This window comes from Streptomyces aidingensis, assembly GCF_900112355.1.
In the GTDB taxonomy this organism is placed as follows: Bacteria; Actinomycetota; Actinomycetes; order Streptomycetales; family Streptomycetaceae; genus Streptomyces; species Streptomyces aidingensis.
Map to the genome: position 1 here is coordinate 954,517 of NZ_FOLM01000001.1, position 13,994 is coordinate 968,510.

The window sequence follows — 13,994 nt, forward strand, 5'->3', positions numbered from 1 at the left end:
CAACCGGGACAACCGTGCGTCCGGCCCGCCCATGGGATACCACGGACACCGATGTCTATCTGCGGCGCAGCGTGCAGTTCGCGGTGAAGCTCCTGGTCGTGGGGCACTTCGCGGTCGGCAAGACCACCCTGGTCGGCTCCATGTCGGAGATCCCGCCGCTGCGCACCGAGGAGATCATGACCCAGGCCGGTGCCCTGGTGGACGACCTGGCCGGCGCCCGGGACAAGAAGACCACCACGGTCGCCATGGACTTCGGCCGGCTCACCCTCAACGACCGGCTGGTGCTGTACCTGTTCGGCGCGCCCGGCCAGCAGCGGTTCACCCAGTTGTGGCGGGACATGACGCGCGGCGCGCTGGGCGCGCTGGTGCTCGCCGACACCCGCCGCCTCAAGGAGTCCTTCGACGTCATCGGGCTGCTGGAGGAGCACGGACTGCCCTATGCGGTGGCCGTCAACGAGTTCGACGACGCGCCCGTGTACGACCTCGGCGAGCTGCGCGAGGCCCTCGACCTGCTGCCCGAGACACCGCTGGTGCGGTGCGACGCCCGCGACCGCCGCTCCTCGGCCCGCGCCCTGATCGCGCTGGTGGAGTACCTGATGGAGCACCCGCGCTGGCAGCCCCACCCGCTGGAGTACATGTGACCGGCCCGGACGCCGGTCCGGCCGGCGGCGGCCCCCCGGCCGAGCCGCTGTACACCCCCGAGTTCGCCGCCGATCCCGGCGCCGTCTACGCGCGGCTGCGCAAGCTGGGCCCGGCCGCCCCGGTGGAACTCGCCCCGGGCGTGCCCGCCACCCTGGTCACCGGCTACGCCGAGGCCCTGCATGTGCTGCGCAGCCCCGAACTCTTCGTCAAGGACCCGCGCCGCTGGCCCGCGCTGCGGGACGGCACCGTGCCGCCCGTCTCGCCGGTCGGGCTGACACTGTCCCACCGGCCGCACTGCTACACCGCGGACGGCCCGGAGCATCTGCGGCTGCGGCAGGTGATCGGCGACGCCCTGGACCGGCTCGACCCCGGCACGCTGCGCGCGGTGGTGGAGGAGCAGGCGGGCGGCCTGATCGACGCGCTGATCGGGCGGGCCGCCGGGTCCGGGGGCCGGGCGGACCTGCTCGCGGACTATGCGGTGCCGCTGTCCGCGCTGGTCTTCGACCGGATCGCCGGCTGTCCGCCCGCGCATGCCGCGCGGCTCCAGGAGGCGGCGGCGGAGCTGCTGGTCACCCACCGGCAGGGCGGCGACCCGGCGGCCGGCGAGGCCGCCTGGGCGGCTCTGCTGGCGCGCATCCGGGAGCTGATCGCGGAGCGGCGGCGCCGGCCGGGGGCCGATCTGCTGAGCTGGATGGCGGAGCACCCGGCGGACCTGACCGATACCGAACTCGCCCACCAGTTCATGCTGCTGGCGTCGTTCGCCGTGCCGCCGCAGCACAATCTGATCGCCGCCGCGCTGCGGCTGCTGCTGGCCGGCGACGGCCTGCCGGTGGCCGAGGCCGTCGAGGAGGCACTGTGGACGGACTCCCCGCTGGCAGGCCGCGCGGTGTACTTCCCGGTCCGGGACGTGCCGATGGGGGAGACCGTGCTGCCCGCCGGGCGGCCGGTGGTGGTCGGCATCGCCGCCGCCAACGCCGAACTGGCCCCGGAACCGGAGCGGCGCCGCGGCAACCGCGCCCATCTGTCGTGGGGCGCGGGCCCGCACGGCTGCCCGGCGCGCGGGCCCGCCCGGCTGATCGCGACGGTGGCCGCCGAAACCCTGCTGGAACGGCTGCCGGACCTCGCCCTCGCCGTTCCGGCGGAGGAACTGCGCTGGCTGCCGGGGCCGTTCTTCCGCGCCCTGGCGGCCCTGCCCGTCACCGGCATCCCGGCCGCCCCGCCACCGGGCCCCCGCCCGGCCGCCGCCACCGCGTCCCCGCCGGACGGCGGCCCCGGGCAGCCCGGGCGGCCCGGGCTCTCCGGGGAGACGGGGGAGTCCGGCCGCGGGGGCGGGGACCAGCCCGCGGGGGCCCGGTTCGCCGTCACCCGGAAGCCCACGGCGCTGGCCCGGATGCAGGCCGCGCTGGCCCAGTGGTGGCGCGGTGAATGAGATGCCCGCCGCGCCCGCCCCGCCCGGATCCCCGGACACCCCCTCGTACCGAACCGCCATCCAGGAGGGCAAGTGACGTCCCAGCCCGCGTCCGATGCCTCGGCCACCCTCACCACTCCGTCCGCTTCCGCCGGCCCGCCCGGCCCGTCCGCCCCGCCCGCCCGGTCCGCGGAGCCGCTGTACGGCGCCGCGCTGGCCGGTGACGCGCAGGGCCTCTACGCCCGGCTGCGGCTGGCCGGCCCGATCGCGCCGGTGGAGCTGGCGCCCGGGGTGCGGGCCATGCTGGTGACGTCCTACGACACGGCGCTGCGGGTGCTGCGCAGTCCGGAGCTGTTCTCCAAGGACCCGCGCCGCTGGCGCGACCTGGCCGAGGGCCGGGTGCCCCCGGACAGCCCGGTGCTGCCGATGATGGTCCACCGCCCCAACGCCCTGTGGAGCGACGGCCCCGGGCATCAGCGGCTGCGCCAGGCCATCACCGATTCCCTGGACCGGGTGGAACCCGCCGAACTGCGCGCCTGTACCGAGCAGAGCGCGGACACCCTGATCGATCGCTTCGCACCGGACGGCACGGCCGATCTGCTGAACCAGTACGCCAAGGTGCTGCCGCTGCTGGTGTTCAACCGCCTCTTCGGCTGCCCGGCCGACTATGGCGACCTGCTGGTGGAGGGCATGTCCGGCATCTTCGACGGACGGGACACCGAACGCTGCGACCGCCTGCTCACCACGACCGCCGCCGGCCTGGTCGCGCTCAAGCGCCGGGAGCCCGGCCCGGACGTGGTCACCCGGCTCATCGGCCACCCGGCCGGGCTCACCGACGAGGAACTCGTCCACCAGCTTGTGCTGCTGCTGGGTGCGGGCACCGAGCCGGAGCAGAACCTGATCGCCAACACCCTGCGGCTGCTGCTGGCCGACGAGCGGTTCGCCGCCTCCGTGACCGGCGGGCAACTGCCGGTCGAGGACGCGCTGGACGAGGTGCTGTGGAAGGACCCGCCGCTGGACAACTACGCGGTCCACTACCCGGTGCGGGATCTGGAGATCGACGGGGTGGCGCTGGCCGAGGGCGTTCCGGTGGTGATCAGTTTTGCCGCCGCCAACACCGATCCGGGCCATGCCTCTCCGCAGCGGGCGGGCAACCGGGCGCATCTGGCGTGGAGTGCCGGTCCGCATGCCTGTCCGGCGCAGGGGCAGGCCCGGCTGATCGCCACCGTGGCGGTGGAGCGGCTGCTGGACCGGCTGCCGGAGGTGGAACTGGCGGTGCCGGAGGGGGAGCTGGCCCGCCGGCCAGGCCCGTTCCACCGGGCTCTGGCGGCCCTCCCCGTGCGCTTTCCCCCGGAGCACGAGCTCTCCGGCGCCGGGCCGGGGCCCCGCTCCGCACCCGAGTCCGTGCCCGAGTCCGTGCCCGTGCCCGCCCCGGCGGCGGCCGGGGCGCCGCCCCCCGGCTGTCCCGCGCACCGGGGCCGGGGCGCGGCCGAGCCGCTGTACGGCTATGAACTGGCCGGTGACGCGCAGGGCCTCTACGCCCGGCTGCGGCTGGCCGGCCCGGCCGCACCCGTGGAGCTGGCGCCCGGGGTGCGGGCGATGCTGGTGACGTCCTACGACATGGCGCTGCGGGTGCTGCGCAGTCCGGAGCTGTTCTCCAAGGATCCGCGCCGCTGGCGCGACCTGGCCGAGGGCCGGGTGCCGCCGGACAGCCCGGTGCTGCCGATGATGTGCTACCGGCCGATCGCGCTGTTCACGGACGGGGAGGAGCACCGGCGGCTGCGGGCCGCCGTCACCGATTCCCTGGACCGGGTGGACTCGGCCGAGCTGCGGCTCCACGCGGAGCAGAGCGCGGACACCCTGATCGACCGCTTCGCACCCGACGGCCGGGCCGATCTGGTGAGCCAGTACGCCAGGATGCTGCCGCTGCTGGTGTTCACCCGCCTCTTCGACTGCCCGCCCGGCCTGGGCGGCCGACTGGTCGATTCGCTGGCGGCGATCTTCGACGGCCGCGATGCCCGGGCCAACCACCAGCGGCTGGTCGAGACGGCCGCCGCCCTGGTCCGGCTCAGGCGGCAGCGGCCGGGCACCGATGTGCTCTCCTCCCTCATCACCCACCCCTCCGCGCTCACCGACGAGGAACTCGTCCACCAGCTCAGCCTGCTGATGTCCGGCGGCACCGAGCCGGAGCAGAACCTGATCGCCAACGCGCTGCGGCTGCTGCTGGCCGACGAGCGGTTCGCCCTCGGCCTGGCCGGCGGGCAACTGCCGGTCGAGGACGCGCTGGACGAGGTGCTGTGGCAGGACCCGCCGCTGGACAACTACGCGATCCACTACCCGGTGCGGGATGTGGAGATCGACGGAGTGCGGTTTCCGGCGGGGGCACCGGTGGTGATCAGTTTTGCCGCCGCCAACACCGATCCGGGCCATGCCTCTCCGCAGCGGGCGGGCAACCGGGCGCATCTGGCGTGGAGTGCCGGTCCGCATGCCTGTCCGGCGCAGGGGCAGGCCCGGCTGATCGCCACCGTGGCGGTGGAGCGGCTGCTGGACCGGCTGCCGGAGGTGGAACTGGCCGTTCCGGAGGGGGAGCTGGCCCGCCGGCCCGGCCCCTTCCACCGGGCCCTGGCGGCCCTCCCCGTGCGCTTCCCGCCCACCGCGGGGGAGGCGGCCGGCCCGGACGCGCCGCCGGCGCCCGGGCCGCGCCCCGCGCCGGATGCGGAACCCGCGCCGTCCGGCGCGGCGGGCGGCGGGCCGGATGCCACCGCGGCGCCGCCGCGCGGCCGTGCCCTGCGGCGCACCTGGACGGCGCTCGGGCACTGGTGGCGCGGCGGGGAGTAGCGCGGCTCGCGGCCCACCGCGGCCGGTCCGCGACGCCCCCTCCCCGGCGCCTGCGGGCCGGGAGGGGTGGGTAGGGTCGGTGGCCATGAGCGGCGGACGGGCGGGCGGGGGCGAGGACCCGGCGGTGCTGCTGGCCGTGGCCGAGCGGTGCTGCCGGGAGGCGGCCCGGCGGCTGCGGGCCGGCGCGGGCGGCGCCACCCGGGCGCACACCAAGCCGGGGCGCCGCTTCGACCAGGTCACGGCCGCCGACACCGCCATCGAGGACTATCTGGCGACGGCCCTGACGGCCGCCGTGCCGGGCTCCGCGGTGCTGGGCGAGGAGCGCGGCGGCCGGGCCGGCACCGGCGGCATCACCTGGTATGTCGACCCGGTCGACGGGACCGGCAACTTTGTGCGCGGGCTGCCGCTGGTGTGTGTCTCGGTGGGCGCCGCCGTGCACGGGCGGGTGGTCGCGGGCTGTGTGGTGGACGTCTTCCGGGACGAGTGCTTCACCGGCGGCGAGGGGCTGCCGCTGCGGGTCGGTCCCGCCGCCGTGCCCGGGCCGCCGGGGGGCGCCGCGGCGGCGGGGGTGCCGCTGGTGCTGACCGATGTGCCGCTGCCCGGCCGGGTGGACCGGGCGTCGGTGGGCTTTCTGGCCGAGCTGCTGGAGCGCGCCGAGGTGCGGCGTCTGTACTGCACCGCGCTGTCGCTCGCCTGGGTGGCGGCGGGCCGCGCCGACGCCGCCTGCAATCTGGGCATCCACCCGTGGGACACGGCCGCCGGGGCGGCGCTGGTGCGCGCCGCGGGCGGCCGGTGGACGCCGGTGGGCGGCGATCCGGCCGGGCCGCCGGAGCACGCCCCGGGCTTTGTGGCGGCCGGGCCGGGACCGGAGGCAAAGGCCCTCGGCGACTGGCTCACCGAACGCCTCACCGCCCTGGCCCGCCCGGGCTGACCGCGGGCACTGCCGGGGGTGCGAGAGGGGTCCGGGGCGGTTCGCACGCGCCCGGGGCGGCCACCGCGCCGCCGGGCCGGGTGCCCCGCCGGCTCAGGAGCGGTGGGCGGCGTAGGCGCGGCTGCGGGCGGGTGCCACCAGCACCGGGATGGGGGAGTGCAGCACCAGGGAGCGGCAGGTGCCGCCGAACATGTGGTGCGGCGGGCCGACGACGATCAGATCGGCGTTCTCCTGGCGGGCGAGCTCCAGCAGGGCGTCGGCCGGCCGCCCGGCGACCACCTCCACCACCGGGTCGAGCTCGTCCACCCCGCGCGCGTAGTCCAGCAGGGCCCGCTCGGTGCGGGCCAGATGCTTCCCGGGCTCGCCGTCGCCGCCCGCCGTGTCGAAGTCCACCACCTTGGTGAGGATCAGCCGGCCGGCGCGCGGGCCGAGCAGGTCCCGGACCGCCTCGGCGCTGTGGTGCGAGCCGCTGCCGCCGTCCACGCCGACGATCACGGTCAGGCCGCCGCGCGGACGGCCCCGGCGCGGCGCGGAGACCAGCCGCGCGGTGTCCTCGGCGCGTTCCAGCAGCACGGGGGCGGCCAGCGGGCCGAGCAGCACCCCCCACAGGAACCACAGCGGATGGTGGTAGCCCTGGCGCAGCATCAGGGCGGTGCCGGTGAGGCCGGACAGCACCCAGACGCCGACCAGGACCAGTGAGAGCTCCCAGCCGTTCATATGTCGATTCTGGGCCTGGTGGACGGGCCCCGCGAGTGCGGACGGTCCCCGGCGGGGGCCGCTCCGGTGCCGGGGACGGCCGGGGTCCGGCACCGGAGCGGCGGGATGGGGGGTGGCGGCCGGGGGGACGTGCCGCCGGGGCCGGTGGTGGCCCGGCCCCGGCGGGGGTGCCCCTCCGGCGCGGACGGTGGACGGGTGCGCCCGCGCCGGAGGGCGTCTGTGCGTTGCGGTGGCGGACCGGCCGGCGGAGGGGCGCCGCCGGCCGGCCGGTCACAGCGGGGCGGCGCCGGTGGCCGCCGGGACGGTCTCCACCGGGCAGGTCATCACCCGGTCGTGGCCCACGGTGCGCTCCGGCCCGGTGAGGGCCAGCGGCAGGGTGTGCCGGATGTCGCCGCTGGAGGCGCCGAGCCGCAGCTCCAGCACGCCGGGTTCGACGATCCGCTGCCCCGGCCGCAGGGTGTAGGCGGCCAGATCGGCGTGGAAGACGAACCGCACGGTGGCCGCCCGGCCCGCGGCCAGCGTCACCCGGGCGTAGCCGACCAGCCGGTTCACCGGGCGGACCACCCGGGCCAGCGGGTCGTGCAGATAGAGCTGCACCACCTCGGTGCCCTCCCGCTCGCCGGTGTTGCGGACCGTCACCGAGACCACGGTGGACGAGTCGGTCGGCACGGTGGCCTCCTCCAGGGAGGGGTCCTCCCAGGCGAAGGAGGTGTAGGACAGCCCGTGGCCGAACGGGTAGAGCGGGGTGGGGTCGAGCGAGGTGGCGCCGTTGGCCTGGCCCAGCGGCGGCGCCAGATAGGTCCAGGGCTGTCCGCCGGGGTGGCGCGGCACGCTGACCGGCAGCCGCCCGGAGGGGTTGACCCGGCCGGAGAGCACCCCGGCCACGGCCGAGCCGCCCTCCTCGCCGGGGAAGAAGCCCTGTACCACGGCGGCCAGCCGGCCGGCCCAGCGGCCCAGCGCGTAGGGGCGGCCGGAGAGCAGCACCAGCACCACCGGGACACCGGTCTCCACCAGCCGGTCCAGGTACGCGGCCTGCCCGTCGGGCAGCTCCAGGTCGCGGGCGTCGCAGCCCTCGCCCGAGGTGCCGCGGCCGAACAGGCCGGAGTGGTCGCCGAGCACCGCGACCCACACATCCGGGCGTCCGGCGCCGTCCGCCCCGTCCGGGCCCTCCGGCAGATGCGTCACGGTGGCCCCGGGCAGCTCGGGGCGGAGCGCCTCCAGCACGGTGGGGATGGACAGCCCGATCTCGGTGTCCGGGTGGTCCAGCAGCACATGGCGGGGGAAGGTGTAGCAGCCCAGCATGGCCGCCGGGTCGTCGGCCAGCGGGCCGGTGACCGCGACCTTGGCGTCGGGGGCGAGCGGCAGCACCCGGCCCTCGTTGGCCAGCAGCACCACGGACTCCTCGGCCAGGGTGCGGGCCACGGCGCGCAGCTCCGGCGGGTCCAGATCGATGGTGACCGGCCCGGAGCCGTTCCCGGTGGCGCCGTCGCCGGCGGCGGCCAGCGCGGGCGGCTCGGGCGACCAGTGCTCGTCCAGCAGGCCGAGCTGGATCTTCTGGACCAGCACCCGCTTGACCGCGCGGTCGATCAGCTCCTCGGAGATCTCGCCGGAGCGGACGGCCTTCAGCAGCGGCTCGCCGTAGCAGCGCACCGCGGGCAGTTCGACGTCCACGCCGGCCGCCAGGGCGAGCGCGGCGGCGGCGCCGGGGGAGTCGGCGACCTTGTGGTTGAGCTCCAGGAAGGAGATGCCGAAGTAGTCGGCGACCACCACGCCGGCAAAGCCCCAGGTGTCCCGCAGCAGCTCGGTGAGCAGCCAGGGGTCGGCCGCCGCCGCCATCCCGTCGTTGTCGTTGTAGGCGTGCATCACGGAGCGGGCGCCGCCGTCCCGGAGCGCCATCTCGAAGGGCGGCAGCATGACGTCGGCCTGCTCGCGCGGGCCCATGGAGACCGGGGCGTGGTTGCGCGCGGCCTGGGAGGCGGAGTAGCCGACGAAGTGCTTGAGGGTGGCGACCACCCCGGCGGACTCCAGGCCGCGGACATAGGCGGTGCCGATGGTGGCGACCAGATACGGGTCCTCGGCGATGGCCTCCTCGGTGCGGCCCCAGCGGGGGTCGCGGATCACATCCAGCACCGGGGCCAGGCCCTGGTGCACGCCGACCGAGCGCAGCGAGGCGCCGATCAGGGTGGCGGCCCGCTCCAGCAGGGCGGGGTCGAAGGAGGCGCCCCAGGCGAGCGGGGTGGGGAGAATCGCGGCCTGCCAGGCATTGAAGCCGGTCAGGCACTCCTCGTGCACCTGGGCCGGAATGCCGAAACGGTTCGCCCCGGCGATGTGCCGCTGGAGCCGGGCCAGCACCCGGGCCGCCTCCACCGGGTCCACCGGCTTGGTGCCGAACGGCCGGGTCAGTTGCCCGGGGCCATGGGCAGGCAGCACCGCCTCACCGGCCGGGGTGGCAACCTTGACCTCCTCGCCGCTGTCCACGGTGAGCGAAGGCGGCGCCGTGAACTCGTGCTGGAGCGGTGCCACGTCCTCGCCGCCCTCGTCCGAGCCGGGCCAGATGGCGGAGAGCTGGGCCGCCTTCTCCTCCAGAGTCATCCGGGACAGCAGCTCGGCCGCGCGGGTATCGGCGGGAAGGGCGGCGTCCTGCCACGGCTGAGGCATAGTGCTCCTCTGTCTTCCGGAAAGTTTCCGAAAACTATCGGCTTTGCGGGTGCACGCTAGAAGCGTGAGCCAGTCCTGTCAACGGTGCCCGCCCCGAAAGCCCACGAAAACCGCCCCGCTCAGCAGCCGGACTTTCCGGGCAGAACCGGGCCAAGCGACCCTTCCGCTCCCGGCCCTCGCACGGTCGGGCCAGGTCGGGAGCGGTGCGCCCGGCCGCACCGGGTCGGCCGGAACAGCAGCGGTCGGTGCCGCGGTCCGCGGGCGGGTCCGGTTCAGCCCTCGCCGGGTGCCGCGGTGCTGGAGCGCACCACCAGCTCGGTGGCCAGCTCCACCCGCGGCGAGTCCACATCCTCCCCCCGGGCCAGCCGCAGCACCGTACGGGCGGCCAGCTTGCCCATCTCGGCCAGCGGCTGCCGCACCGTGGTCAGCGGCGGCGAGGACCACTTCACCTCGGGCAGATCGTCGAAGCCGACCACGCTGACGTCCTGCGGCACCCGCAGCCCGCGCCGGCGCAGCGCCTCGATGGCGCCCAGCGCCATCTGATCGCTGGAGGCGAACACCGCGGTCGGCGGCTCGGGCAGCTCCATCAGGGTATTGCATCCGGTGAAACCCGACCGGTGGTAGAAGTCGCCCTGCGCGACCAGCCGGTCGTCGCCGGTCACCCCGGCCGCCTCCAGCGCCGCCCGGTAGCCGTCCAGCCGGGCCCGGCTGCACAGCAGCCGCGGCGGTCCGGCGATGAAGCCGATCCGGCGGTGCCCCTGGTGCAGCAGATGCTCGGTCGCGGCCAGCCCGCCGGCCCAGTTGGTGGCCCCTATGGTGGGCGCGTCCAGGGTGGTGGAGCCGGCCGGATCGACCACCACGATGGGCACGCCCAGCCGGTGCAGCTCCTTGTGCAGCACCGGCTCCAGCGCCGAGGTGACCAGGATCACCCCGTCCGAGGCGCGGGCCCGCAGATTGTTCAGCCACTGCCGGGCCGGACCGGAGCGGTCGTGGATGGCCGAGACCACGGTGCCCACCGCGGAGGCATGGGTGACCTCCTCCACGCCCCGGATGATCTCCACCGCCCAGGGGCTGTCGATGTCGTTGAAGACCAGGTCCACCAGGGCGGCCCGGTCGCCGGGCGCGGCCCGGCGCCGGTAGCCGTAGCGCTGGAGCAGCTCCTCGACCCGGGCCCGGGTCTCCGGGGCCACGTCCGCGCGGCCGTTGACCACCCGGGAGACCGTGGGCACGGACACCCCGGCCTCCCGGGCGATGGCCGTGATGGTGACCTTGCGAGCGCCTGGCATGGTCGCCCTCCTTGGGCTGGTGTCCTGACGGGGCCGGAGTGCCGGTGGGTGCCGGCCGCGCGGCGGCCCCAGGGGTTCGGCGGCAGGCGGCGGAACGGCTGCGCGGGCCCGTTGGACCTGCGCCGACGCCGCCCCGGGCGGGGCGCCGACGGTGTTCCCCGGAGCCATCATGCACGGGATGAGCCGAGACGGAAATCTTTCGGTGATGTTCCGGAAGTCTTGACGCTGCTGCCCGGGCCGCCTAGAAATGGCGCGTCATTCGGACATGTGGACATGTCAAGAAAGGGACTTCTTGATGTCTTTCCTGAGGCGCAGAGCCGCCGTCGGGGTCGCGGCCGGGGCCCTGCTGGCCGGTGTCGCGGTCTTCGGCAGCACCCTCACCACTGCTCAGGCGGCCGGCAGCACGCTGCGCGAAGCAGCCGCCGACCAGGGCCGGTTCGCCGGGGTGGCGGTCAACGACAGCATGCTGAGCAACTCCCAGTACGCCAATCTGGTGGCGCAGGAGTTCAGCAGCGTCACCGCCGAGAACGTGATGAAGTGGGAGAGTATCCAGCCGTCCCAGGGTCAGTTCAACTGGGCCGGCGGTGACCGGCTGGTGAACTTCGCGCAGCAGAACAACCAGAAGGTCTACGGCCACACCCTGGTCTGGCACAGCCAGATGCCGGACTGGCTGGAGAACGGCAACTTCAGCGCCGCCCAGCTGCGGCAGATCACCAATGACCACATCTCGCAGGTGGTCGGCCGCTACGCCGGTGACATCGAGCGCTGGGACGTGGTCAACGAGGCGTTCAACGAGGACGGCACCCGCCGCCAGAGCAAGTGGCAGCAGACCATCGGCGACGGCTACATCGCCGAGGCCTTCCAGGCCGCTCATGCCGCCGACCCGAGTGCCAAGCTGTTCATCAACGACTACAACATCGAGGGCATCAACGCCAAGAGCGACGGCCTGTACAACCTGGTGCAGGGCCTGCTCCAGCAGGGCGTGCCGATCCACGGCGTGGGCTTCCAGACCCATCTGATCCTCGGCCAGGTGCCGGGCAGCTTCCAGCAGAACCTCCAGCGGTTCGCCGACCTGGGCCTGGAGGTGGTGATCACCGAGGTGGACATCCGGATGCAGATGCCGTCCGACTCCGCCAAGCTCCAGCAGCAGGCCAGTGACTACGAGGCCGTCACCGAGGCCTGCCTGGCGGTCAGCGCCTGCTCCGGCATCACCGTCTGGGGCCTGCGGGACGGCGACTCCTGGGTGCCGGACGTCTTCGACGGCTACGGCGCCCCGCTGCTGTTCGACGACAACTACCAGAAGAAGCCGGCCTACGACTCCATGCTGGCCGCCCTCGGCGGCTCCGCCACCACCGGCGGGACCACCACGAACGGCGGGACCACCACCAACGGCGGCACCACCACCAACGGCGGGACCACCGGCGGCAGCCAGGGCTGCTCGGCGACGGTCACCCAGATCGGCCAGTGGAACGGCGGTGCCCAGTACGAGATCCGGGTGACGGCCGGCAGCTCGTCGATCAGCGGCTGGCAGGTCAGCTTCCAGCTCCGCTCCGGCGAGACCGTCACCAACGGCTGGGACGCCGTGTACTCCGGCGCCGGCTCCATCACCGCCGCCAACGCCGCCTACAACGGCAATGTGGCCGCCGGACAGACCGTCACGGCCGGCTTCCTGACCGGAGTCGGCGGCGCCTACTCGGTCTCCGGGGTGAGCTGCTCCGCGTAACCCGCGGCAGCGCCCTCCCGCAGCTCCACCGCCTGCCCGGTGCGCCCCGCGCGCACCGGGCAGGCGCGTCTCCGGCCCCGGGCGGCGGACGGAAAATTTTCGGGAATGTTCCGGAAGTCTTGACGCTGCCGCCCGGGACGCTTAGAAAAAGGCGCGTCAGCCTGCGGGGGCATGACAAGAAAGGGGCACTTGATGTCCTTCCTGAGGCGCAGAGCCGCCGTCGGGGTCGCGGCCGGAGCCCTGCTGGCCGGTGTCGCGGTCTTCGGCAGCACCCTCACCACTGCTCAGGCGGCCGGCAGCACGCTGCGCGAAGCAGCCGCCGACGAGGGCGGCCGGTTCTACGGCGTGGCGGTCAACGACAGCATGCTCAGCAACTCCCAGTACGCCAATCTGGTGGCGCAGGAGTTCAGCAGCGTCACCGCCGAGAACGTGATGAAGTGGGAGACCATCCAGCCGTCCCAGGGCCAGTTCAACTGGTCCGGCGGCGACCGGCTGGTGAACTTCGCACAGCAGAACAACCAGAAGGTCTACGGCCACACCCTGGTCTGGCACAGCCAGATGCCGGGCTGGCTGGAGAACGGCAACTTCAGCGCGGCCCAGCTCCGCCAGATCACCAACAACCACATCTCCCAGGTGGTCGGCCGCTACGCGGGCGACATCGAGCGCTGGGACGTGGTCAACGAGGCGTTCAACGAGGACGGCACCCGCCGCCAGAACAAGTGGCAGCAGACCATCGGCGACGGCTACATCGCCGAGGCGTTCCGCGCCGCGAACGCCGCCGACCCGAGTGCCAAGCTGTTCATCAACGACTACAACGTCGAGGGCATCAACTCCAAGAGCACCGGCATGTACAACCTGGTCCGGTCGCTGCTGGACCAGGGCGTGCCGATCCACGGCGTGGGCCTGCAGACGCACCTGATCCTCGGCCAGGTGCCCAGCTCCCTCCAGCAGAACATCCAGCGCTTCGCCGACCTGGGCCTGGAGGTCGTGCTCACCGAGATCGACATCCGGATGCAGATGCCGTCCGACTCCTCCAAGCTCCAGCAGCAGGCCAACGACTTCCGTGCGGTCACCCAGGCGTGCCTGGCGGTCAGCCGCTGCACCGGCATGACCGTCTGGGGCCTGCGGGACGGCGACTCCTGGGTGCCGGACGTCTTCCAGGGCTACGGCGCCCCGCTGCTGTTCACCGACAGCTACCAGAAGAAGCCGGCGTATGACGCGGTGCTGTCGGCGCTCGGCGGCGGCGCCACCACCGGCGGGACCACCACCAACGGCGGGACGACCACCAACGGCGGGACGACCACGAACGGTGGCACCACCACGAACGGTGGCACCACCACCAACGGCGGGACCACCACCAACGGTGGCACCACCGGCGGGAACCAGGGCTGCACGGCAACGGTCAGCCAGGTCAACCAGTGGCCCGGCGGCGCGCAGTACGAGATCCGGGTGACGGCCGGCAGCTCGTCCATCTCCGGCTGGTCGGTCAGCTTCCAGCTCCGCTCCGGCGAGACCGTCACCCAGAGCTGGAACGCACAGCTCTCCGGCTCCGGCACCATCACCGCGACCAACGTCTCCTACAACGGCAATGTGGGCGCCGGACAGACCACCACGGCCGGGTTCCTCACCAACCAGGGAGGCTCCCACTCGGTCTCCGGGGTGAGCTGCTCGGCCTGACGGCCGCGTGACCGGGTGACCGCGTGACTGCGTGATTGCGTGACCGCGTGAGCATGGCCACCCGCCCGGTGCGCTCCGCGTCAGGGCAGAACAGGTCGGGCGCACCGGGCGGGC

The 13,994-nt window shown here is 74.3% G+C and carries 9 protein-coding genes; 6 read left to right on the plus strand and 3 right to left on the minus strand.

Annotated elements, in window-relative coordinates; translation table 11 throughout:
* The first annotated feature begins 14 nt into the window (after positions 1–14).
* From BM242_RS04175 to BM242_RS04195, 4 genes are all read left to right on the plus strand, one after another.
* Positions 15–641, plus strand: coding sequence for a GTP-binding protein (locus BM242_RS04175; protein WP_245833783.1), 627 nt, complete (start codon positions 15–17; stop codon positions 639–641).
* Positions 638–2,071, plus strand: coding sequence for a cytochrome P450 family protein (locus BM242_RS04180; protein WP_093837177.1), 1,434 nt, complete (start codon positions 638–640; stop codon positions 2,069–2,071). The genes BM242_RS04175 and BM242_RS04180 overlap by 4 nt, the downstream gene beginning before the upstream one ends.
* Positions 2,072–2,143: 72 nt before the next feature.
* On the plus strand, positions 2,144–4,888 hold the full coding sequence (locus tag BM242_RS29990) for a cytochrome P450 (RefSeq protein WP_245833784.1): 2,745 nt from the start codon (positions 2,144–2,146) through the stop codon (positions 4,886–4,888).
* 85 nt (positions 4,889–4,973) lie between these two features.
* Entirely contained in the window at positions 4,974–5,819 is an 846-nt protein-coding gene (locus BM242_RS04195; RefSeq protein WP_093837178.1) for an inositol monophosphatase family protein, read from the plus strand.
* A gap of 93 nt (positions 5,820–5,912) precedes the next feature.
* On the opposite strand, the gene BM242_RS04200 is transcribed toward BM242_RS04195, so the two are convergent.
* From BM242_RS04200 to BM242_RS04210, 3 genes are all read right to left on the minus strand, one after another.
* Positions 5,913–6,536, minus strand: a complete 624-nt coding sequence (locus BM242_RS04200) for a universal stress protein (protein ID WP_093837179.1) — start codon at positions 6,534–6,536, stop codon at positions 5,913–5,915.
* A gap of 270 nt (positions 6,537–6,806) precedes the next feature.
* Positions 6,807–9,194, minus strand: coding sequence for a beta-xylosidase/alpha-l-arabinosidase (locus BM242_RS04205; protein ID WP_093837180.1), 2,388 nt, complete (start codon positions 9,192–9,194; stop codon positions 6,807–6,809).
* Positions 9,195–9,466: 272 nt separating this feature from the next.
* Positions 9,467–10,480 (minus strand): LacI family DNA-binding transcriptional regulator, encoded by a 1,014-nt coding sequence (locus BM242_RS04210; RefSeq protein ID WP_093837181.1) that lies wholly within the window; start codon positions 10,478–10,480, stop codon positions 9,467–9,469.
* 295 nt (positions 10,481–10,775) lie between these two features.
* Between BM242_RS04210 and BM242_RS30715 the strand changes: the two genes are divergently transcribed.
* Together BM242_RS30715 and BM242_RS30720 are read left to right on the plus strand one after the other, a co-directional pair.
* Positions 10,776–12,203: an endo-1,4-beta-xylanase gene (locus BM242_RS30715; protein WP_093837182.1), complete on the plus strand. Its 1,428-nt coding sequence runs from the start codon at positions 10,776–10,778 to the stop codon at positions 12,201–12,203.
* A 192-nt stretch (positions 12,204–12,395) separates the two neighbouring features.
* Positions 12,396–13,880: an endo-1,4-beta-xylanase gene (locus BM242_RS30720; RefSeq protein WP_217652354.1), complete on the plus strand. Its 1,485-nt coding sequence runs from the start codon at positions 12,396–12,398 to the stop codon at positions 13,878–13,880.
* Positions 13,881–13,994: the final 114 nt, after the last annotated feature.

Coding starts and splice junctions, on each gene's coding strand:
- BM242_RS04195 (WP_093837178.1), top strand. CDS start 4,974: ATGAGCGGCGGACGGGCGGGCGGGGGCGAGGACCCGGCGGTGCTGCTG.
- BM242_RS04200 (WP_093837179.1), bottom strand. CDS start 6,536: ATGAACGGCTGGGAGCTCTCACTGGTCCTGGTCGGCGTCTGGGTGCTG.
- BM242_RS04205 (WP_093837180.1), bottom strand. CDS start 9,194: ATGCCTCAGCCGTGGCAGGACGCCGCCCTTCCCGCCGATACCCGCGCG.
- BM242_RS04210 (WP_093837181.1), bottom strand. CDS start 10,480: ATGCCAGGCGCTCGCAAGGTCACCATCACGGCCATCGCCCGGGAGGCC.
- BM242_RS30715 (WP_093837182.1), top strand. CDS start 10,776: ATGTCTTTCCTGAGGCGCAGAGCCGCCGTCGGGGTCGCGGCCGGGGCC.
- BM242_RS30720 (WP_217652354.1), top strand. CDS start 12,396: ATGTCCTTCCTGAGGCGCAGAGCCGCCGTCGGGGTCGCGGCCGGAGCC.